The organism is Myroides sp. NP-2, from assembly GCF_014145665.1.
In the GTDB taxonomy this organism is placed as follows: Bacteria; Bacteroidota; Bacteroidia; order Flavobacteriales; family Flavobacteriaceae; genus Flavobacterium.
Genome location: NZ_JACHTD010000008.1, coordinates 19,443 through 42,760, shown reverse-complemented (window position 1 = coordinate 42,760; position 23,318 = coordinate 19,443). Strand labels below are relative to the sequence as shown.

At 38.6% G+C, this 23,318-nt stretch carries 17 protein-coding genes; 11 read left to right on the top strand and 6 right to left on the bottom strand.

From position 1 onward, the window contains the following. The first annotated feature begins 7 nt into the window (after positions 1-7). The 9 genes from H4K35_RS09270 to H4K35_RS09230 all read left to right on the top strand — a co-directional run bounded on the left by H4K35_RS09270 (position 8) and on the right by H4K35_RS09230 (position 9,364). The gene (locus tag H4K35_RS09270; protein WP_182627260.1) at positions 8-1,393 is read left to right on the top strand and encodes a TolC family protein; all 1,386 of its coding nucleotides are present in this window, start codon (positions 8-10) and stop codon (positions 1,391-1,393) included. A 12-nt stretch (positions 1,394-1,405) separates the two neighbouring features. Next, positions 1,406-4,579 (top strand): efflux RND transporter permease subunit, encoded by a 3,174-nt coding sequence (locus H4K35_RS09265; protein ID WP_182627258.1) that lies wholly within the window; start codon positions 1,406-1,408, stop codon positions 4,577-4,579. Between the two features lie 23 nt (positions 4,580-4,602). Beyond that, a complete protein-coding gene (locus tag H4K35_RS09260) occupies positions 4,603-5,685 on the top strand; it encodes an efflux RND transporter periplasmic adaptor subunit (RefSeq protein ID WP_182627256.1) in 1,083 nt (360 codons plus the stop codon). 9 nt (positions 5,686-5,694) lie between these two features. Continuing rightward, positions 5,695-6,225: a TlpA disulfide reductase family protein gene (locus H4K35_RS09255; RefSeq protein WP_182627254.1), complete on the top strand. Its 531-nt coding sequence runs from the start codon at positions 5,695-5,697 to the stop codon at positions 6,223-6,225. A gap of 300 nt (positions 6,226-6,525) precedes the next feature. Further along, positions 6,526-6,873, top strand: coding sequence for an SdpI family protein (locus H4K35_RS09250; protein ID WP_182627252.1), 348 nt, complete (start codon positions 6,526-6,528; stop codon positions 6,871-6,873). A gap of 316 nt (positions 6,874-7,189) precedes the next feature. Continuing rightward, positions 7,190-7,471, top strand: a complete 282-nt coding sequence (locus H4K35_RS09245; RefSeq protein WP_182627251.1) for a DUF2089 domain-containing protein — start codon at positions 7,190-7,192, stop codon at positions 7,469-7,471. 19 nt (positions 7,472-7,490) lie between these two features. Continuing rightward, entirely contained in the window at positions 7,491-8,075 is a 585-nt protein-coding gene (locus H4K35_RS09240; protein WP_182627249.1) for a hypothetical protein, read from the top strand. Between the two features lies 1 nt (position 8,076). Further along, positions 8,077-9,012: an alpha/beta hydrolase gene (locus H4K35_RS09235; protein WP_182627247.1), complete on the top strand. Its 936-nt coding sequence runs from the start codon at positions 8,077-8,079 to the stop codon at positions 9,010-9,012. Between the two features lie 10 nt (positions 9,013-9,022). Then, positions 9,023-9,364, top strand: coding sequence for an SdpI family protein (locus H4K35_RS09230; RefSeq protein ID WP_255492416.1), 342 nt, complete (start codon positions 9,023-9,025; stop codon positions 9,362-9,364). On the opposite strand, the gene H4K35_RS09225 is transcribed toward H4K35_RS09230, so the two are convergent. Further along, positions 9,361-11,559 (bottom strand): radical SAM protein, encoded by a 2,199-nt coding sequence (locus tag H4K35_RS09225; RefSeq protein WP_182627245.1) that lies wholly within the window; start codon positions 11,557-11,559, stop codon positions 9,361-9,363. The two genes, H4K35_RS09230 and H4K35_RS09225, sit on opposite strands and share 4 nt — an antisense overlap. 135 nt (positions 11,560-11,694) lie before the next feature. Here H4K35_RS09225 and H4K35_RS09220 point away from each other — a divergent pair, with 135 nt between their 5' ends. Both H4K35_RS09220 and bshC read left to right on the top strand, forming a co-directional pair. Then, positions 11,695-13,599, top strand: a complete 1,905-nt coding sequence (locus H4K35_RS09220) for a gliding motility-associated C-terminal domain-containing protein (RefSeq protein WP_182627243.1) — start codon at positions 11,695-11,697, stop codon at positions 13,597-13,599. Positions 13,600-13,701: 102 nt separating this feature from the next. Then, on the top strand, positions 13,702-15,291 hold the full coding sequence (bshC, locus tag H4K35_RS09215; RefSeq protein ID WP_182627242.1) for a bacillithiol biosynthesis cysteine-adding enzyme BshC: 1,590 nt from the start codon (positions 13,702-13,704) through the stop codon (positions 15,289-15,291). Between the two features lie 54 nt (positions 15,292-15,345). Here bshC and H4K35_RS09210 read toward each other — a convergent pair whose 3' ends face one another. The 5 genes from H4K35_RS09210 to porU form a co-directional block, all read right to left on the bottom strand. Further along, positions 15,346-15,762: a GNAT family N-acetyltransferase gene (locus H4K35_RS09210; protein ID WP_182627240.1), complete on the bottom strand. Its 417-nt coding sequence runs from the start codon at positions 15,760-15,762 to the stop codon at positions 15,346-15,348. Positions 15,763-15,969: 207 nt separating this feature from the next. Beyond that, positions 15,970-17,361: a hemolysin family protein gene (locus H4K35_RS09205; RefSeq protein ID WP_182627238.1), complete on the bottom strand. Its 1,392-nt coding sequence runs from the start codon at positions 17,359-17,361 to the stop codon at positions 15,970-15,972. 220 nt (positions 17,362-17,581) lie between these two features. After that, complete coding sequence (locus H4K35_RS09200; RefSeq protein ID WP_182627236.1) at positions 17,582-18,064, bottom strand: cytidine deaminase; 483 nt, start codon at positions 18,062-18,064, stop codon at positions 17,582-17,584. A gap of 84 nt (positions 18,065-18,148) precedes the next feature. After that, entirely contained in the window at positions 18,149-19,291 is a 1,143-nt protein-coding gene (gene porV / locus H4K35_RS09195; protein WP_182627234.1) for a type IX secretion system outer membrane channel protein PorV, read from the bottom strand. A gap of 40 nt (positions 19,292-19,331) precedes the next feature. After that, on the bottom strand, positions 19,332-23,183 hold the full coding sequence (gene porU / locus H4K35_RS09190) for a type IX secretion system sortase PorU (RefSeq protein WP_255492414.1): 3,852 nt from the start codon (positions 23,181-23,183) through the stop codon (positions 19,332-19,334). Positions 23,184-23,318 lie beyond the last annotated feature (135 nt).

The window sequence follows — 23,318 nt, the reverse complement described above, 5'->3', positions numbered from 1 at the left end:
ATTTCACATGAAAACGAATTTTCGTTCGGCTACATTGCTGTGGTTGACCTGCGTATGTATTACGGTACAGGCACAGGAACATCCAGTGGCAACTTTGGGTAGCTTATGGCAAAAAGTAGAGCATAATTATCCTGGTTTACAAGCACAAGAGGCATTGGTTGCGTCCACTGCTAGCCAAAAACAAGCCGTAAAAAGTCAAGCTTTACCCCAATTAAAATTTCAGGCCCAAAACTCTTATGGTACTTTTGAGGGGAGTAATGGGGCATTTTTTCCACAACCTGGTTTTTTTAACGTCAGTGGAAATCCAAATTTACTTGATGGCAGTGATCAAACATTTAATACGTTTGGATCGGCCGTCATAGAATGGGAGGTTTTTGCCTTTGGAAAACAAGTACAAGAAAACAAAGCTGCCTCAGCGCAGCACAACCAATCTATTGCACAAAAGGAGCTCTATGTGGTAGAGCTAAAAAAGGAATTAGCCCTTCGCCATATTAAAAATTTATATGCGACAGCTAATTTCGAATGGATGAGTAAAAATGCGGCTCGTTTAAAAAATATAGAAGGGATAACCAATAGTTTAGCCTTATCGGGATTAAAACCAGAGGCAGACAATTTACTGGCTCATGCTTCTTATTTACAAGCTGCGGGACAGCAAAAATTTTGGACAGGTACCAAACAAGCAGCCCATATTGCAGTAGTAGAACTTGTAGGCGAATCTTTAGTACCCATTGATTCTATAGCGGTACAGCGCTTCTTGACGCATGCGCTACTACAGGAATCAGTCCTTGAAGCTACTGAAAGTGTGGACCACCCTATTTTACAACAATACAAACAACAAGCTTCTTATTTTGAACACAGTAGCAAATCTATTGGTAGAGCGTCCTTACCTAGCATCAAACTACTCGGGGGCTATGCCCTTAGAGGTACGGGTATTCAGGCAGAAACCGTATCGGATAAATGGAAGGATGGTTTTTCAAATTCGGTTGATAACTACCTAGTAGGCATTGGATTAACTTGGAATTTCTCTTCTTTATTTACAAATCAACACAAAAAACACGCGCGGAGAAAACAAGCAGAAAGCGCGGAGAAAAAATACAGTACGTATGAACAAGCGCTTCACGCCAATATCGAAGCGAGTCAAATTCAGATTCAAGAGCAAACACAACAGCTCGTACAAACCCATCAGGCGGTAGAACAAGCCACACAAGCCTATGTAATGTATATGGCGCGCTATAAGAGTGGTCTAATCACTTTAACGGAATTACTGCAGATTCAACAGTTGCTTGAACAAGCAGAAAAAACACATATTGAAGCCACCCAACACTATTGGTTACAGCTTGTTTCTGCTGCAACACTAACGGCCAACTTCGACTTTTTATTTACTAATTTATAATATAGACTACTTATGAATCTTATCAGATTTGCCTTAAGAAGACCTATAGTCATTCTTATTATTGTAATGGCTTTGGGATTCTTATCGATTAATTCTATTAAGAAAATCAATGTCGATATCTTTCCAGAAATAGAACTTCCTTCGATTTATATTGCTATGCCTTATGGGGGGCTTTCACCTGCCTATATGGATGGTTTTATGGCGAATGAATTTCAGAAAGTACTTCTCTTTGTGGGAGGGGTACAAAACATTGATTTTAAAAGCGTACAAGGGTTAACCTTGATGAAGCTTTCTTTTTATCCTGGAACTGACATGGCACAAGCCGCGGGAGAAGTTTCAACACAGGTATCCCGAGCCATGGGGTTCTTACCTCCAGGTGCTGTGCCTCCGATGGTGGTGCGCTTTGATGGGAGCTCTCTGCCTGTGGGACAATTGGTATTCGAGAGCCCTCAGCGGTCTATTACGGAATTACAAACCATGGTACAAACTAGAATTAGACCGATGTTTGTTGAAATTCCTGGAGTTACAGCTCCTGCACCTTTTGGAGGAAACGTGCGTTCAATCATTGTCAATATTGATCCGCATGCCATGCAAGCCAACGGATTAAGTCCGGAAGAAATTACGTTAGCTATCACCAAAAACAGTCATCCCTCACCTGCTGGGAACTTGCGCATTGGAGATCAAAACTTCATGACTCCCATCAATTCTATTGCCAATAATCCTGAAGTTTTCCTACATACTCCTATACGCACAACATCCGATAGAACCATTTACGTCAAAGACGTAGCTCAAGTTATTGATGCGGCGGATCAAACCACGGGATACGCCTTGATCAATGGCACGCGTTCTGTTTATTTGCCTATTATCAAAAAAGCAGATGCCTCGACCATTGACGTGGTGAAAAATTTAAAAGCGTCTTTGCCAATGTTGGAAAATACGCTACCTGAAGACGTGTCGATTCGCTATGAATTTGACCAATCTAAATACATTGAGCGCTCCTTGACCAACTTGATTCACGAAGGGATTTTAGGAGCTTTATTCACGGGATTAATGATTTTCTTATTCTTGGGAGATACCCGTGGAGCCATTATAGTAATCTTGACCATTCCTGTAGCTATTTTATCAGCTGTGGCGGCTTTGTACTTCATGGGACAGACCATCAACATCATGACCTTGAGTGGCCTCGCCCTCTCCATAGGAATTCTCGTCGATGAAGCCACGGTAACCATTGAAAACATACACCAGCATTTTGAAATGGGGAAATCAAAAGCTAAGGCCATTTTAGATGCGCTTTTGGAAATTTCCATTCCTAAATTGCTCATTCTACTGTGTATTCTTGCGGTGTTAACACCTGCATTTATTATGACGGGGATTCCCAAAGACATGTTTATGCCGCTATCTTTAGCTGTAGCTTTTGCCATGTTCTTTTCTTTCTTGGCTTCTCAAACCTTTGTTCCCATTTTAGCCAACTGGTTAATGAAGAACAAACACCTGCAGATTTACGATAAGAAAACCAAAAGACAACGCAAGTTCTTTGAGCGATTCCGCTTGCGATATTCACAAGTTATCCGCGTTTGGCACAAGAGATCCTTCGCGCTTTTTGTTGGTTATATCGTTATTGCTGTGGGCTGTATTGCGCTTTTACTTCAATTTATTGGAACGGATATTATGCCTACATCTAACAGTGGTGATTTCCAAATTCGAATTGAAGCACCCCAAGGCAGTCGAATTGAAAAAACAGAAGAGATTGTGAAAGAGATCATCGGTGATATTGCTAGCATACTGCCAGAAAATGGAATCTCCATTACGTCTTCTTTTGTGGGGATGCATCCTTCGGGAACGCCGATTAACCCAATATTCTTATTCACTAATGCATCACACGAAGCGGTGTTACAAGTCGCTATCGACCAGCAAGTGTACACGGGATCGATTGCGGAATTAAAAGAGGAAATCAGAGCAAAAGTTAGCGAAAACAGGCCTGGTGTCTTGATCAACTTCGAACCGATGGAATTAGTAGAAAAAATCATGGGACAAGGAGCGATGACGCCGATTGAGGTTAAAGTTGGCGCTAGACAAATCAAGATAGCGGAGAGTCATGCGAAAAAGATCGAACAAGAACTAAAGGAAATTCCTTATTTACGCGACATACGAATTGCAGAACCCCTAGATTATCCCACCTTACAGATTGAGGTAAATCGCGATTTACTTGGTCAATTTGGTTTAACGATGAGCGATGTGACTCGAAGTTTAGCAACAGCAACTTCTTCCACGCGTTATACGGACAAAAACTTATGGGTAGATCCCAATTCGGGATTAGTATTTCAGGTTCAAGTACAAATACCAGAAGGCACCATTGACAGTGCGGAAAAACTCAAAGCGATTCCTCTAAAAAAAGGTAGCTTACGCCCTATATTGGAAGATGTAGCCACAGTAAAACTGGTCAATGAAGCCGCTCAAGTGAATCGAAAAGGTCCGAATCGTTACGTAACTGTTATTGCCAATATTCACGACAAGGATTTAGGAACAGCATCCAAAGCGGTGAAAAAGGCTATTGCCAGTGTAGGTGAACCCCCACGAGGAACTATTGTGTGGACAGAAGGAACATTGAATCTCCTAGACGAAACCTTGGGTAATTTACTTATTGGGTTAGGTGTTGCGGTTATTACGATTTATTTGATGCTATCTGCTTACTATCAATCTTTCCGACTGCCTATGGTTATTTTATCAGTATTGCCAGCTGTAATCGCAGGAAGTTTGATTCTATTATACCTCAGTGGAAGTACCTTGAATTTGCAATCCTATATGGGTATCATTATGTCTATTGGTGTTTCGGTTTCCAATGCAGTTCTACTGATTAATCAGGCAGAATACTACCGCAAACAAATGAAATTGCGCACGGTTAATGCGGCCCGTTTGGCAGCGTCTTCGCGATTGCGTCCTGTACTGATGACTGCTGCAGCAATGATTGCGGGTATGTTACCCATGTCGTTAGGCTTAGGAGATGGTGGAGAACAAGTGGCTCCGCTTGGGCAAGCCGTTATTGGTGGACTAATCGCCTCTACTGTTACTATCTTACTCCTGTTGCCTCATTTCTTTACCTCAACAATGAACAAAGCGACATTAGTTGATCCATCGCTCGATCCAGAGGATCCCAAAAGTAAATTTCACTCACTTGAAACCCATTAATTTTGATTTTTAATAGCTCAATTATGAAACGATATTTCATTTTATCTATTGTTGTATTAGGGAGTGCTGTTTTAGCAACGGCATGTAAGGACCAGGCTACAGTAGAAACAACGGAAACAAAACCCAAAACTACAGTTGATTTAAGCACGTCTCCAATACGCGAGTTAAATCCTTCGTATTCTATTACCCTACCAGGGGAAATAAATCCTTATGAACAAGTAGCTTTACACGCTAAGGTTAGCGGATTCATCAAACAACTCTATGTCGATCGCGGTGACTATGTTAGAAAAGGACAATTGCTCGCTCTACTAGAAGCCCCTGAGATGAATCAGCGGGCGTTATCTGACCGTTCCATTCAGGACAAGGCCTACAGTGATTACCTCTTAGCAAAACAAGTATACGATCGCTTGGTTGAGGCTTCCAAAACAACTGGAGCTGTAGCTCAAATAGAATTAGATCGGGCACAAAGTTCGATGAACAGCGCGAAATCTGCTTTTGAATCTGCGAAAGCGAGCACGGCACAGGCCAATCAATTGCAAGATTATCTGCGCATTGTTGCTCCTTTTGACGGTATTATCACCCAGCGTAACCTATCTACAGGCTCGCTAGTTGGCAATGCGGCGAATCAACCGATTTTTGAAATGGCTCAAAATGACAAGTTACGCCTGACCTTATCCATTCCTGAAAAACATGCAGGATCGATTCCTGAAGCTGCTACCGCAACTTTTAGTATCAGCTCTTATCCCGGTGAAGTTTTTACAGCCAAGCTCTCGAGATCATCTGGTGTACTCAATTCAAAAGATCGTTCTCTTACCTTAGAATTTGACATCGACAATAAGGATCGAAAACTACAGGGAGGAGATTACGCCCAAGTGAAACTAAACCTACAACGTAAACAACCAACGCTGTGGGTTGCAACAAAGAGTATACTCAATACGCAGTCGGGCAATTTTGTGATCACCAAAAAAACAGGCGATGAATTAGCGCGAATCCCAGTCGAGTTGGGCGTACAAATGGACAGCATCACCGAGGTATTCGGCTCGTTACAAGCCTCTGATCTCGTGATCAATAAACCCTCTGAAGATATGAAAAACACAAAAAAATAATTTTACTAAATGAAACTACAACAAAAAATTAAACATTCCATTTGGGGAATAGCCTTAGCTATTACCTTAGGATTAGGGAGTCAAACACAACTATTTGCCCAGCAAAATTCTGCTCCTAAAGTCAATACTACAACTACAGATGCAGTGTTTCTCGATGCTACTGGTAAAAAAGTATCGTTGAGTTCACTGCAGGGCAAGGTGGTTTTTGTCAATTTCTGGGCGACTTGGTGCCCGCCTTGTATAAAGGAAATGCCTTCTATTGAAGCCCTGAAAAATAAAATGAAAGGAAAAGATGTAGTCTTCCTCCTAGTTGATGTCGATGGCAAATACGACAAGGCAAAAGCTTTTATGGATAAGCGTAATTTAGACTTACCTGTTTATACTCCAGCTGCATCTATATCTAGTACATATTTAGGTTCTTCTATTCCAACTACAGTTATCTTTGATAAAAAAGGCAATATGATACAGCGCATTGTAGGTGGCGTGGACTTTGCTTCGGAAGAAGTAGAAAAATTTATGGAGCAGGTTTTAAAACTGTAAATTCATTGTTTTCAAATAGTTATATTTAAGGGTTCACTTCTAGTAAGTGAGCCTTTTTTTTGTAATTGTCCCCCTACCACCCTCCTACCGACTATAACACTTCTTATATTAATTACCCAATTTAATTGAATTAACAATAATAAAAACAACTCTTAACTAAAAACAAAAGAATAATCAAGGAGGTATACCTTAATTTATTGAAAAACAAATAATTCTCACTTTTTACCATCAAATATTAAGTTTAAGTTAATTTTTTGTTTATTTTAGCAAATACCAAAAAAACAACAAAAACATATTATTATGACTATTCTATATTTATTTCCTATTCTACTCGGTAGCATAGGTATCCTAAATTTTCTCTTTCATCACAAACAAGTGCATCTTGTGGGGTATAGAAGTCACAATGCAATTAAAGATGATAAGCACTGGCGTGTAGCGCAAAGAACAAGTAGTTCATCCTTAGTAGCGGCGTCATTATTCTTACTATGTTTGAATTTTACGCTAACTCAATTTGAATACGCCTTGCAAACACAACAAGCGATAATGATTACCGCAAATATATTTTGTGTGTTATACACCATCATCCATACAGAAACTGTATTGGAGAAAGTAAATCAGAAAATCAACCAAAACTATATTCAAAAATAATTTCAATTATTATTATTTCTTCCTCTTTCTTGTGCTAACGATGACAACAGCCAGAAAATATTTACTTTGCTTTAAATCACTACTACTATATTAGTCAAGAAAGAGGTTTTTTTTTAAGATAATTATTATTTTACTTACGTTAAAAAAGGTGTAAACTAGCTTTTAGTTTACACCTTTTTTAGTTCATATTGAGGTAATCGTCTCCTTCTTATAAGGAGCAACCTATAAATACTCGAAAATAAATGTAATTATTATATACATATTTCTTATTTATAAATTAATTTTATTAAATTAGATTTTAATAAAATTAAACAAATTGAAAACAAAACATAAATTACCTACGCATTGTCCGAGTTGCACAAATAAGCTTCACGTTACCCAATTAGCTTGTGAAAATTGTGAAACAACGGTAGGAGGACAATTTGAATTACCTCTACTCACTCAATTGACACAAGAGGAGCAAGACTTTATCTTACAATTTTTTCTTTACAGCGGTAGTTTGAAGCAAATGGCACAACAGATGAACATTAGTTACCCAACTGTTCGAAACAAATTAGACGATATGATTGAACACATTAAAACGCTACAAGACCTATAACACAACCTTAACCACCAACATGAAAAACAGTTTACTCAAACCTTTTACGTATTTTCAAGAAAAGCAACTACTAGTCTTTGGACTAGGTATTAGTCTACTTTTTTGCTTGGTTCAATTGACCACGCATTCACGTACCATTTCTATTTTGCAAATCGCTAACATTGATCAGGCTCCTCCTACTTTGTTACAAGTGCTTGCTGATTTGGCAATTAGTTCTGGTATTATGACTCTTGCATTATATATTTTTGGTCGTATCATTAACCCAAAGACTCGATGCATTGATATTTTTAATACAGTAACCCTTGCAAGGATTCCTTTATTTCTTTGTATCCTTTTTGATGTCAATGGATATTTGAGTTCAAAACAAAAAATACTCCTACAATATATTAACGATCCCGAAGCCCTTGCAAGTCAAACAGCACTTCTTATTCCACTTGCGATTACCGGCATACTTACTATACTTCTTTTAGTTGGCTTCGGATATTATATCTATCAAGGCTTTAAGACCGCTACCCACATGAAAAAGCCCCTGCACATTATTGTATTTATTGTGCTAATTCTAAGTGTTGATCTATTAACCCGTTTAATAACAACAGTATATTAATATGAAAGCATTTATTCACTTCTTTATTTATCTCCTAACAACCCTATGTGCGTTAATGGGGTTTGCACAAGCACCACAAACCAAAGAGATTACAATTGATTCTCAGTTAATTGGCGATTTATACAGCAGGTCGACGGAAAACGACGATCTCGTTATTATCGTTCCAGGATCGGGTCCAACCAATCGCAATGGCAATAGCCATATTGGATTAAAAGGAGATTCTTATAAAATGTTAGCCACCGCATTGTCGACGGCGTCGTTGGATGTATTTACCTATGACAAACGCATTATCGCTCAATTAAAAGCCAATCAAGTTAAAGAAGAAGATAGTCGTTTCGAAGATGGAGTGGCTGATTTAGCCTTGATTGTCGATTATTTTGCTCCCCTATATTCTCGTATTACCTTAGTGGGGCATAGTGAAGGTGCTTTACTAGCTAATCTACTAGCAAACAAGTCTACGGCAATTACAAAGTACGTTTCTTTAGCAGGAGTAGGCACAACTGCTGATCAAATCATTTATGATCAAATCATGCAACAACTACCAATCTTAGGTCCAAGGGTAAAAGAAATCAATAGCGCATTAAAAAGAGGAGAAACGGTAGACCATATTCCTCCCATGCTTATGGCTTTATATCGTCCTAGCGTACAACCGTACTTAATTTCTTGGATGAAGTATGATCCTAGCGAACAAATACAAAAAGTAAAACAACCTACCTTGATTATTGATGGGGATAAAGATCTACAAGTTCCTGTCAAACAAGGAGACTTACTGAGCCAAGCAAATTCCAAGGCTAAACGCGCGACTTTAAAAAATATGAATCACGTCTTAAAACAAATAGAGAAAGACGAAGACAACATGAAAAGCTATGGGGATCCTTCTTATTCACTACATCCTGAATTGGTTCCAACCCTTGTTTCATTTATTCTAACACCTTAAACAATTTCATATGTCAGATAACCTTCTTTTTAACCACTTTTTTACACCCCTTATATTTCTTGCCATCGCTTTTATTCTGCCGCAGTGTAAGCAAATTGGTCCAGTAGGATATCGCACGCCACGTAGCATGAAAAACCAAGAAAATTGGGATTATTCACAGAAACTAAGTGGACAACTCCTACTTATTTTTGGTCTAACCCTACTCCTTGTCAATACGCTTTTTTACTTTGCTATCTTACCTTCCATGTATTTTACGTTAGTTGAAATGATTTTGATTGGTGGTGGTCTTCTTTCAATTATTCTCTATACAGAATATCGTTTATATCGCTTTGAAAAAAGCAGCAAAATTTAAACCACGAGCAAAGCCATTTCGCGTAACTGTTGTACGGGCTTGGAATACCAAAAGGGTTCAAAGTCCGTAGAACAAGTAGCTTCAAAACTATTTTTCATCTCTTGGTAGGTCTTGGTCTGTGTGGTACTTCCTTTTAATTCTTCAATAAACGCCGCAAACCAGTCTCCTTCTTCTCGATTCAGACTAACCGTAAGCGTATCATTCTTAGTGTAAAAGATGAGGTTGACCATCTCAAAAACATTTCCTTTTTTCTTTTTCTCGAAATACTCTTTATATGGATAGGTCCCTAACCAAATAATTTTTTGATTTCCTCTGTACGTGGGCAAAAGCTCACTTTCCAAGCAAGTCGCAATATAATCAGGCGGAATGGATGTACGGGGTACTTTGAAGTCAAACCATTCATTCAACGGCCAATCCAAACACATGCCGTGCATATAGTTAAACAAAGATTTCTTTAAGCCAAAGGAAAACTTGTCGTGTATAGCTCCATTCATTTCTACGTGGGGCACATCATTATTGGCAAAAGCGCTGTGTTCCGTTTTCTGTGCAATGACTTTGTATTCCTCAGGATTCATTCCTACGGGAGAATGGGCTGTCATCGCAAATTGATGCCAAAAACCCGATTGCATAATCCCCGCTTCAAACAACTGGCGTACCATTTCTAGACTATCAATGGTTTCTTGTGCTGTTTGTGTTGGAAATCCATACATTAAATAGGCGTGTACGAGAATACCAGCTTCTGTAAAATTTCGATTCACCCGTGCCACTTGTTCCACGGTCACTCCTTTTTCAATGAGTTTCAACAAGCGATCAGAGGCTACTTCTAATCCTCCTGATACTGCAATACAGCCAGAAGCCTTTAACAAGAAGCACAAATCACGGGTAAAACTCTTTTCAAAGCGAATATTTGTCCACCATGATACTGTAATTTTTCTTCGGATAATTTCCAAGGCAACTTCGCGCATCAAGGCAGGTGGTGCCGCTTCATCTACAAAGTGAAAGCCTGTTTCGCCTGTTTGTTCAATTAACGTCTCCATGCGATCGACAATCAACTTGGCTGCTACAGGTTCGTAAATCTTAATATAATCTAAGCTGATATCGCAAAAAGTACATTTTCCCCAATAACATCCGTGTGCCATAGTTAGCTTATTCCAGCGTCCATCGCTCCACATGCGATGCATGGGATTGACAACCTCTATAACCGAAATATAATCATTGAGTTTGAGATCAGTATAATCTGGCGTTCCTACTTCTGCTTGTTTATAATCGCGTTTTAATGGATTATTGATGTAGAGCACTTCCTTGTTTCGACAAATAAACGTGCGTTTTAATTCCTCTTGAGCGATCTTCCCCTCTACGTATAGAATCAAATTTTCTAAAGGAGCTTCACCATCGTCTAAAGTAATAAAATCAAAAAACTCAAAAACGCGTACATCAGACAACGAACGAAGTTCTGTATTTGGATAACCGCCTCCCATGGTGGTTTTTATTTCAGGATGGTGTTGCTTAATCCATTGTGCACAGCGAAAAGCACTGTAGAGATTCCCCGGAAAGGGAACTGAGAATCCAACGATTTTGGGAGTAGTCTCCGTCACTAAAGGCGCTAAGAGCTCCAACGTCAACTCATCAATAAAGGTCAAAGGTTGTTGGAGCGAATGATATAATTCGTCAAAAGTATGAGCTGAACGCCCTAATCGCTCTGCATAACGGCTAAAGCCAAAATGCGGATCTATGGTGTCTACAATGAGATCGGCAATATCTTCTAAATACAAGGTTGCCAAATGCTTGGCTTGATCCTGAATTCCCATGGACCCAAAGGCCCATTCCAATTCTTCTAGCTGATCGAATCGGGAGGCACGTGGCAAAAAGTCTTCCTTTATAATCGTATGTGCAAACGTGGGATTTTTTCCCTGTAAAAATTTTATTACTGCATCGATCGTAGCAATATACTCTGTTTCTAACGCCAACATTCGATGGGTATTGCCGTTTACTTCTTCTACAACGCCGTGAATGTGATCAAACAATCGCGTCATTCCCTTTTTGCTAAACAGCTTTAAAATAACTTCTATTCCCAAGTCACTATGGTGACTCGAAATGTTTAGGGTATTTAAAAAACCCTTGATATAAGCAGTAGCTGGATAAGGCGTATTCAGCTGCGTAAAAGGTGGTGTAATTAAAGTAATGGTTGTTTGCACAGTACAAAATTTGAAAGCAAAATTACCTACAATTTTTCACTCTAAATAATATTTTATTTTTTTCTACTTTTAATCGTAAATTTAAGTTAATATTAACTTATATTTACAAATAACCAATCCTAAAACAATAACCATATGAAATATTTTTACCTATTAATACTAGCATTATGCTCTAATTTAATACATTCACAACGAATAAACCCAGAGGATGTGATTCTAGTTTGTTCTAATCAGCAAATTGTTGGACAAACGCCACAAAACACTGCATACAACAATTTATATACCAGTTGTAGTGACATATTCTCTCCACTGACGAGTTCCCTTGCCTTATTTTTTGTTGAGATAGAATCAGGCAGTACCTTTACGTTTACCATCAGTCCTCAAGGACCCGTCGACTATGACTTTGCTTCTTGGCAAAATCCCGATTTCAATAATTTAGGTTTATCCGATCGAGGTTCTCAAAACGATGGGGTTAACACTGCTTTATACGATATTGGATTATCATTAACCGAAACCATGTTATGTGAAGGTCCTGGGGTTCGCCCTGGAACTGGCGCTGCAACAGTACCTGGTTTTGTACGCTATTACGATGTGCAACCTGGAGATGGTATTCTTATTGCCATCAACCGATGGTCACCAGAAGACGCTGGATTTACACTTTCTTTTGGAGGAGATGCCGTGTTAAACTGTGATATATTGGGAAAAACATATGAAATATGTGATATCAATCACGACAAAAAAGAGGTTTTTGATCTACAACCGATTAAAGAGGAAATCAACAACATCAACAATACCTTTATCATTGACTTCTTTGAGTCGATTGACGACGCGCGAAATGTAAATGCAACCAATATTTTACCTTCTCCTTATACTGTAAGTGTAGAAGATCATATAAAGAAAATTTACGCACGATTTAAAAGAAGTAATGGACTTTTTGTCAAAACAATAGAAATTACGTTAATTGCCAATGAAACACCTAAAGTACCCGATGAAGCCTTAAAAGACGCCTTGTGCTATCAAGAAGTGATAGCTGGTAAAAATGTGGCCACTTTTGATTTAACAAAGTTCGAAACGCAGCTTTCTGAGGGACATATCAATCCTATTACTTTCAGCTATTGGGAACAAGTCAATGGTCTACCTCAACAAATTGCCAACCCAACAGCCTTTAAAACAAGCGGTCAACCGATCACTATTCACATGGAGATTAATGGAAAATGTCCCGTTGAAACTACGCTCACCTTGACCGTAAATGATTTGGGTATTGAACCTACTTCTTTTGTGTATTCAGAGTTTTGCGGTATAGAAACCGAAACGGGGATTATGTACAACCTAGAACAGACCATTCCTATCTTACTTCAAAACAAAGATAAAGATCCGTTTAAGTTACAATTTTTCACCAGCCTTCAAGATGCTGAAAACGAAAACAATGAGATCGTAGATCCTGCGAGATACTTGCTTCCCTATGACCAAGTTCAAACTCTTACCGTTAGGATAAGCGATGACAATTCTTGTTTTACCTATTCCGAAATTACACTAAATGCTAAACCAAGATTTAGAATAGCGGATCAGGTGAACACCGATTGTACGCCTTTTCTATTACCTAGTTTACCAGAAGGATATACCTATTATTTGAAAGCAAATGCAGAAGGAGAATCCTTGGATCAAATGGCTGCTCCACATCTCTTTTATGGGCCTAAAACAATTTATATCCACGCCAAAAAAGAATATGACCAACCGACATTAAATGTGTGTACGTTTGAAGATAGCTTTACCATTACAACAGAAGGATGCATAATTCCAAAGGGAATTTCACCGAATGGAGATGGGAAAAATGATTACTGGGATTTAACGCCTTATGGTGTACTCAACTTGAAGATTTTCAATCGCTATGGGGTTGAAGTATACAAAAAAACAGGGGGATACAAAAACGAATGGTATGGACAATCCAATGGCAACACCAAATTACCAAGCGGCACCTATTGGTATTACTTCGAAGGACTTACAGGTGTTTATACCGGATGGATTGAATTAATCTATTAATATTTGAAATAAAACCGTATTTTTACTATACTTAAAAAAGTTTTACTATCGATTAGTAAAACTTTTTTTTTAAAACAAACTTTCTAATTGGCCTTGTGTCTTATGCATATACCTACTATTACATTTCAAAACTCGGGTTACTTTTCCAAGTTGATGGTGGATTACCTCAACCAAGAGGAGCACATCAAACCGTTATATCAACATTTTCCAACGTTAGAGAACTTTAAACTGCAGCTGCAAGCGAAACAAAAACATTTTTCCAAAGACAAACGCAGGGTGCTACACCGCGCGCTACTCGAGCAATATAAAACAATAACTCCTTCTGCTACAACGCTTCAAAACATAGCGCTATTGCAAGAGGAAAACACATTTACCATTACAACGGGGCATCAGTTGAACTTGTTTACAGGTCCGTTGTATTTCTTGTACAAGATTGTATCGACAATTAACTTGACCGTCCAACTCAAACAACAATACCCCGATTATAATTTTGTGCCAGTATATTGGATGGCTACAGAAGACCACGATTTTGAAGAAATTAACCACTTCTATTTCCAAGATAAAAAAATCTGTTGGGATCAAGAAAGTAGAGGTCCTGTTGGGCGATTGAGTACCGCAACTCTTGACAAGGTATTTGATGTGTTCAAAGGACAATTGAACGCCGGAACGAATGCTAAAAAGTTAAGAGCGCTATTTGAAGCCAGCTATTTGCAACACGAAAATCTAGCAGATGCTACGCGTTCTTTAGCCAATGCGCTGTTTGAATCCCACGGCTTAGTTATTGTAGATGGAGATCACCCTCAATTAAAAAAGGTGTTTGCTCCTTCCATACAGCAAGAACTACTACAGCAAAACGCCATCAGAGAGGTAGAAAAAACCTATGAGATTCTACAAGACTACTTTATACAAGTAACGCCGCGTGATATCAACTTATTCTATATTCAAGATGATCTGCGCGAGCGAATTATCTGGGAAGACAACCTGTATAAGATTAACAATACCAAACTTTCTTTTACCAAAGAAGAGATTCTGTTGGAACTAGATAATCACCCAGAGCGATTTAGTCCCAATGTCATTTTACGCCCTTTGTATCAAGAGACCATCTTGCCTAATTTATGCTATATCGGAGGTGGAGGCGAATTGGCGTATTGGTTGCAATTAAAACCCGTTTTCGATTTACATCAAGTGGATTTTCCTATGCTGTTATTGCGTAATTCTGTACTTCTTGTAACTGAAAAACAAGTCAAAAAAATGGACAAGTTACAGCTATCTTGGACCGATATGTTCCAGGATACGGAAACCTTGCTCAACAGCAAATCAGCTGCTTTATCTGATGTTTCTTTCGACTTTGAAGCGCAGCGTCAAGTCTTACAACAGCAGTTCGAAGCGCTGAAGATTATTGCCAAACAAACGGATGCTTCTTTTATTGGAGCCGTAAATGCACAAGAGAAAAAACAGCTCAAAGGTCTAAACCACCTAGAAAAACGCTTGCAAAAAGCAGAAAAAAGAAAAAATAAAGAAACGCTGGATCGAATCATTGCAATTCAACTGGAATTATTTCCTAAAAATAGCCTACAAGAACGCTATTACAACTTCGCTCAATTCTATCAAGAAGCAGGCGACACCTTATTACAAAAGCTATTTGATCAATTAAAACCTTTATCACACGATTTCGATATCATCGAACTATAAAAAAAACGCAAAGCTTTAAGCTTTGCGTTTTTTGTTCATACTCACTTGGGGTTCCTATTTTTTTGTATAGCCCATACCACGAGAGACAGGCCATACATCCTTGAATCCATATTGTTCATACAAGCGATAAGCTTCGCCGTCTGCAATTAAATTAACATAACAAGAATCGGGTATATTTGCCTGAATGAATTCATCTAATTTTGTCATGATTCGTTTACCTAACCCGCGTTTTTGATGCGCTGGAAGAACACAAATATCCACAACTTGACAATGACAGGCACCATCGCCTACTAGACGTCCCATTCCTATAATTTCGTTGTTATTCTCTCCATCTAATACGGCAACACAACAAAGTGAATTGCGCAATCCAATGGTTGCTGCTTCTGGCGTTTTGGGAGATAATCCCGATTGTACACGTAAGTTACAATAGGTGTGTACGTCTATATTTTGGTAGGTAACTTGGTAATTCATTTTTTTTGTAAAGTTTGTTATTTGCTCTTTGTGCGGTTTGCTCTTTGCGCGGCTTGCTCTTTGTGCGGTTTGCTCTTTGTGCGGTTTGCTCTTTGTGCGGTTTGCTCTTTGTGCGGTTTGCTCTTTGTGCGGTTTGCTCTTTGTGCGGTTTGCTCTTTGTGCGGTTTGTTAACCGTAAACCAAAAAGGAACCTTTCGGTTCCTTTTTTTAGCTCTGCGCTATATCTTCTAAATGTTCGTCTTTTAAGGTTAACTTCATCTTTTCTACTGAATTTCGATACATATTCTTCACTTCTCCAGTATAGTGTTGTAAATCGACGACATCTCCTTCTTTTAATTCTTGATCTGGGCAAACTTCGCTGATTAATCCCGCTAGGGTATCGTAGTGTTCACTTTCTTCAAATTTGAAAGGCAACCATCGGTTGATATCTGAGATATTAGAGTGGGCATCGACCATGTATACTCCTTCACCAACAGACACTACAATCGGCTCTTCGTTGTCGTATTCGTCCTGAATTTCACCTACTAATTCTTCAAGAATATCTTCCATTGTAATAATTCCGGTGAATTCTCCAACCTCATTCGTCGCAATTGCCATCTGCAAATGTTTCGCTTGAAACTGTTTCAATACGTTTTTAATCAACGCATTTTCTGCTATATAAATAGGCTCTCTCATCAAAGAAGCAAGGGATACATCTTCTTTTTCTTTGATCATTGCTTTCATTAAATCCTTGGTATAAATTACACCTTTGATATCATCTAAAGAGTCATCGTAAACTGGAAAACGAGAATACCCTTCCGTAATTGCATAATCGATAGCTTCTTTTACACTGGTGTTAATTTCAATGGCAGAAACATTTTTACGCAGGGTCTGAATATTGTTTACACGTCTATCGTCAAACTCGAAAACATTTTGAATCAACAGGCGTTCTGTTTCTTCAATTGCTCCACCAGCTTGACTTTCGGTAATAATCATTTTTAGTTCTTCTTCTGTGTGTATATCGGCCCCATGTACAGGAGTAATACCAAACATACGCAAGATACCATTTGCTAATCCATTCATCAACCAAATAATTGGTTTAAACACAAAGTAAAACACACGCAAAGGCAAAGCAATCGAGAATGTAGTCTTTGTAGGGAAGTGAATCGCTATTGATTTAGGAGCTAATTCTCCAAATACGATGTGTAAAATAGTAATGATCGCAAATGCTATAGGGAAAGATACACTTTTAGCTACTGAATACCATTCAGGTCCGGTCATACCGAATAATTCAAAAACCTTCATGATAACTGGAGTCAATGAACTTTCTCCAACCCATCCTAATCCTAGTGAAGCTAAAGTAATACCTAATTGAGTAGCAGCTAAGTAAGCATCTAGGTTTGCTACAATATTTTTTGCAACACCTGCTACTTTAGAATTTAATTCTTGGTGTACTTCAATCTGTGAAGTTCTTACTTTTACGATTGCAAATTCTGCTGCAACGAAAAATCCATTTAGGAATACTAAGAATAAGGTAAGCAATAACTTACCAACTGAAATTTCTTCTGGTACAATACTAACGTTAGCTAATATTGTCGTGATCTGGGGGTATATGTCCATTTTACAAATTCAAAAGGTCCTGGTTAGATTTTTTAAGGACCTATAGAGCGAAGTTTTAGTTTCATCGCCAATTCATATCAAAATTAATAATTATTTTGATATAATATCAAGGTTAACACTCGTTTTTTTTGCAACGAGCAATTAACTCGGTATCAAGGAAGTAATCAACTAGCCTTTCTACTTTTTTTTCTGAGTACTTGTACTTCTAATGCTGTGTATATCACATTGATTTTGCTTCAAAATGAAAAGGCAACATATTAATTAAGGAAGGGGAATAGCATACAATTCCCTCAGCCCCCATAAAAAACAGTTCGATGGGTTGTGCTTGTTTCACTTCGTATTCCAAAATACTCTGCCTACACGCTCCACAAGGAGGAATAGGATGATCTGTTACTTTTAAGTCTGAGGTTGCTGAGATTGCTAGTTTTAAAATTCTTTTTCCTGGATGCAAAGCCCCAGCTTGAAAAATAGCCGTTCGTTCCGCACATAAACCTGAGGGAAATGCTGCATTCTCTTGATTTGAGCCTAGCACTATCGTTCCATCTTCCAAAAGCAAGGCCGCACCTACGCGAAATTGCGAATATGGCGCATACGCATTTTTTCTTATTTCAACAGCTTGTTGCATCAACACTTGGTCTTGCTGTTCCAATGCCGCTAGAGATTCATACTCTATAAAGGTTGTTGTAACTTCTATTTTTTTCATAACTCAAACAATTAGAGATAAAAAATCCAAACTCGTTTTTACTTCAACGGTTTGGATTTGGTTACAAATATAATACTTTTCTATTTATCCTTTGTGATAGGTCTTTCTTCCTAAGTCAATACTCAGTGAAAAACGCAAGGTATTTTCAAGTGGATTGGTTACTTTGGAGGTAGAGAACAAATACGATAAATCTACAGTAATAGCACTGTATTTGAATCCTGCTCCTAAAGTAGCATATTGTCTAGCCCCCTTGTTTTTGTTTTCACTAAAATAACCTGCGCGGAAGGCGAACACATTGTCATACCAATATTCTGCTCCAAACGACCAGGCTATTTCTTTCATTTCTTCGCTAAATCCTCCAGGTGCGTCTCCAAAAGATTTGAATACACCTTTAAACCAACCAATGTCGTTATACTTGCGCATTTCTTCTGAATCTCTGATATCAGCTGGAGGCGTCGGTACCATTAATTTATTAAACTCCGCACCAATTGTCAAGGTGTTATAATCATCTAAGATAAAATCAAATCCCGCACCTAATTTTAGGTTAGCCGGTAAGAAATCTCCAGTAGGTCTATCGCTATAGCTAATTTTAGGACCTAAATTTTGCAAGTTAAAACCAAATCTCCAACGACCGTCGAAATCAGCAAAAGACATGCGATCCGATTGATAGAATCCTGAAATATCCACCGCAAAAGTGCTAGCACTATTTGAATCTCCATCTCCTGTATCAGGTAGTTTTAGATTGGAATTGATGAAACGCCCGGTTACAGCTCCTGAAAAATTATCACTTAATTTCAAAGCGTAAGAAGCATCAATGGCAAATTCACTTGGTTTATAGGTAGATCCCATACTGTTGTAGTCTTGTCGATAGGTTACCTCCCCCATTCCAAAATAACGAAATCCTACAGCAAAGGCACTTCTCTCGTTGTATTTGTTGTAATAGTTCATTTGTGCCAAAGACATATCATTGGATATTTTTGACATATAAGGAGTATAGCTCAGCGCTACCCCTTGGTCTTTCTTAGCAAAAGCGTATTTTGAAGCATTGTGTTGTTGTGAAAAAACATCTGTCGTTGTAGCCACCCCCATGTCTCCCATACCTGCGGATCTAGCATCGGCTGCAATTGTAAGGAAGGGCACTCCCGTTGTGATCGGATGCATATCTGTTTGTGCATACAAGGCAGATCCACCAAGTATAGATAAAACTAATGCGGTAATATTTTTCATCCAGTTGTGTGTATTAATATTATACAAATATAATTGTTTCCTAAAGTATAACTAATTTTTCTATTTTCTCTACTTTTTTTCCTGTCTGCGTAGAACGGACAGTCATGCGGTAAATGTATACTCCTTTTCCTATTCGATCGCCAAAGTCATCTCGACCATCCCATTGGATTTCTCTACATAAATTTCCTTCTGTGACCACCTGCTGGTTAATTGTTTTTACAATTCTTCCAGCAATAGTCATGATTTGTACCTGTACATCCAATGGCTCTAACGGTCGGTTATGAGTAAACCAAAACTCGGTATAGCTGACAAAAGGGTTTGGGTAATTGAGGACATGCTCAATTTTTAAAGCCTCGTCTTGTTTAACCACAAATTGTATCTCACTTGTTGACAAATTATTGTAAACATCCCATACTTTAAATTGTATGGTATGTACTCCTGGCTCAAGATCTTTCAACTGATAGGTGACTTTTCCCTTTCTGAAGTTGTCCACTTCTGTTTCGTAATAATCATTGAGAACAACAGCTTGTTCTTCCTTGTCATTTACAACAATTGAGATATCGTGTCCGATCCCACTTGCGGTATTTATCCCACTCTCATCTTCAACAAACGCAAGAAATATTGGATTATTGTCTGTCAATCCTCCCGAAACAAAAGATTCATTGTCCATATAAAGTCTCGCCATCGGTGGCGTAGTGTCCTTTGGTGCATTTTCATTCAACCCTCCTATCACTACCTCATCATTACTTCCGGTGTATTCGACTTGATTATTAGCAGAATAAAAACTCACTTTGCCCTTGCCTTCATTCAGACGAATGTCTTTAGGCATAATAAAATCAAAGGAAAAAGCCCCGTTTTTCACACTGGCATTTCCGCGAAAAACAACTTCGCCTAGCGTTTGAAAATCCATTAAAAGCAACCCTTCATTTGTTGATACATTGTCATTACCTAAGGTTTTCTTATCCAAATACTTATCAAAAACCTCAACCGCTAAACGACCCGTATACGATTCGACTAGGTTGTCTTGTTCGTCTTGTACCTCACCTTTCATTTGCACATAATCCAGCGCTTTAACCGGTTGTTGTGTCGTTTGATCCACCTCGTTCTCATTTACTTTGGACAACACAACCTTTAATTTGGGCAGGGCGATTTTTAATGCTGGATCTCCAATAAAAGACACGACATTTTTATCGCGATTGGTATATTTATTTTTAGTGTGGCGCAGCGCATCTGCTACAGAATAGGTTGTTGAATGCTCAAAAAACAAATCCGTAAACGTGCGGTTTAACAATCGTCCAATATCAATTCCGATCTCTCGTGTAGTTCCTACCAAGGCGATTGCTCCTCCTTTAGTATTGTTGTACAGCACTTCCCCTCCACTCGTATAGTTTGGATCGTCAAAACGACTAAACTCACATGTAATGATCGAAAATACAGGGTATTTGTTTTCATTGGTTAATTTTCGGGCGTCCTCAATTGTAAATACGCGTTCCTGTCCTAGACCATCTTCCCCACCGTGTCCTAAATAATTGACAAATAACGCGCCCTTTTCAATTCCATCCAAGAAATCCATACGCGCTTGAGGATAGCGATTTCCACCCGCAGCTGTTTCTTGTACATAGGCATCTAGGTAAATTTTCTTTGGATTAAAGAACGGATGATTGGCAACAATTCGCTTGACAATCGTATCGGTTTCAACTTGCAAGGCATAATCTGATTCTTTATCGACATCATCTGCCATGGCGATCAAATTGTTCTTCCAACGTCCTTTTGCCTCCTCTCCGTAGTACGTTATAATTTTTTGAACCGCTTGATTGGCTTCATCTAAATTCTTGACCAACATTCTTCCTACCGTTACGTCAATTCCAAAAGCCAAGCTATACATATCGCCCTCACCTTCATCGAGCAACCCGTAAAAATCATCCGACATAAAGGTGGTATACATCGAGAAGTTGGCATTGCTGTTTTGGGCTTTTTTGTTTTTATTCATCCCATAATGCAACGGAACAATATTTGTATTTTGCTCTATGCGCTGCTTGTAATCATAAGATCCTGTTCCTACTATATTAAGGTATCTTAACTCACTGCCTTTTTGTTGCATCGCTTCGGAAACATAGCGAACGAAGTTACGAATTGCCGTACCATCTTGCTGACCTGACGAAAATTCATTGTAAATCTGCTCCACAGCAACCACTAAGGGGTTCAGTTGACTGTGTTGACGGTGAAACTGTGCCAACTGCTGTGCTGCTGGAACTAAGGCCTCATTAGTAATAAGGAGGTAATCTACTGCAGCTTGAGCGTGAACCATGCCTTTGAGATCCTGATTGCGAACCCGACTGTTGTTCACCATTTTTGGACTATAGTAATCCGATGGAATTTCAACTTGAAAGTACTGTGTGCTTCCTCCTTGTGTTTTAAAGCTAAACTGCGGTTGATTTCCCACGGCAATAACGCGAATCGCACTCGGATCAGTGACTTCCCAAATGCGATGTACCGCGTTTGTTTGGGTTAAACTCCAACGCAACACACCGGCCGTTGTTTTTGTTTTTGCATTGGAAAAACGATACTGTTTATTTCCTCCAACCAAAGTCCCTGTGTATAGGAATTCAATATAATCCAAATAGCCTGTCGAATTGGGAACACCTCCATTTTGGTAGGTTACGGTTACCTCAGCAAAAGGAGAACTCAAATACTCTTCCTTCTCTACATAGCTTTCGTAGGCTTTAGTCGTTGCACTGCGTATAGGAAAAAAGGAAACTCCTCCTGCATATCTGCCATTAATTTCAAAGGAAAAAGAAGTATTTCCATAGGAACTTGAAGCTGAATTAGCTCCAAACACAACCGGTATACTAGGATTCAAATGCAGTAGCTCGACTGAAAAACTCCGTTCATTTACCAAACCAAACTCCTCACCAAACCACTTGCGTCCCAGTTTTCCAATATTGACCAAATCGCGTTCGTGAAAAACACGTCCATCAAATTCTGTAATTGTCTCTACTTCTCGTCCGCTAGGTTCAACCATATTGGAGATGCGCAATCCCTGTTGTTGTCCATAGGTAAGAAAGTAGATTCCCTCATCTGTATATAAATTTTGATAGGTTAAACTCTCCTCATTCCACTGATCTACCCCCGTGGCATAAAACAAAATATAGTCGTTTGCATCTAGGGATCCCTTTTCTTCTCCGTGTACGTAAATACTATTTTCTTGCAGGTCGGTCGGATAATCGCCTTGATTGACGAGGGGCAACATGCTTCCTCCACTTCCGAAAATCTGAATCGTACGTGGATCCACCCCTTGAGGCACCCCCAACTGAGTCAGAAAATTGCGATCAAGCTTGTAAATTCCAGTTTTCTCAACACCAAATTTGAACCAATTTCCCTGGCGCAAGACGGATGGAGTGGCGCTATTCTGTCCCGTTAAGAGCCGTCGATTCTGCACTGATGAAGAGGATATAGACTGATTTTCGAGGCTATAGGACAAGCTTTTTACGCGTTTTAATCTACCATTTTCGTACACAATAGGAGAAAAATACAGCAAAACTTGTGGTTGATTGTTAGTATAAATCGTCTTTAATTGGAGATTTAACCCCTCTTGATATAGATTTTTCTTCTCACTTGACAGCAAATTACTGTCTAATTCTTCATACGAAACTTGCACAATTCGTGCAGTATTTTTAAAATTAGTTGAATTATTTATTTCTGAAATTATGTAAATTAACTTATTATTAACACTTTCAAATGTTAAATTTTTATCTATTTTGGACACATCAAAATCAGAAGTTGTCAACGCGCGTTCTACCAGATTATTGTCCCACTTCAACTCTAATCGGTTAGATTGGGAAAAAAGTGTAAAGCAAGTAAGAATCAGTAGTGTATTAATAATTATTTTCATATATATTTGCATGAGGAAGAATTGTTCCTAGGCAAAAATAATTATTTTTTCCATACACAATACGCTTCTAAAAAAAGCGTTATTTAAGTGATCATTATTATTTTGAAACATGAAAATTAAGTTTTTTTTAAAATA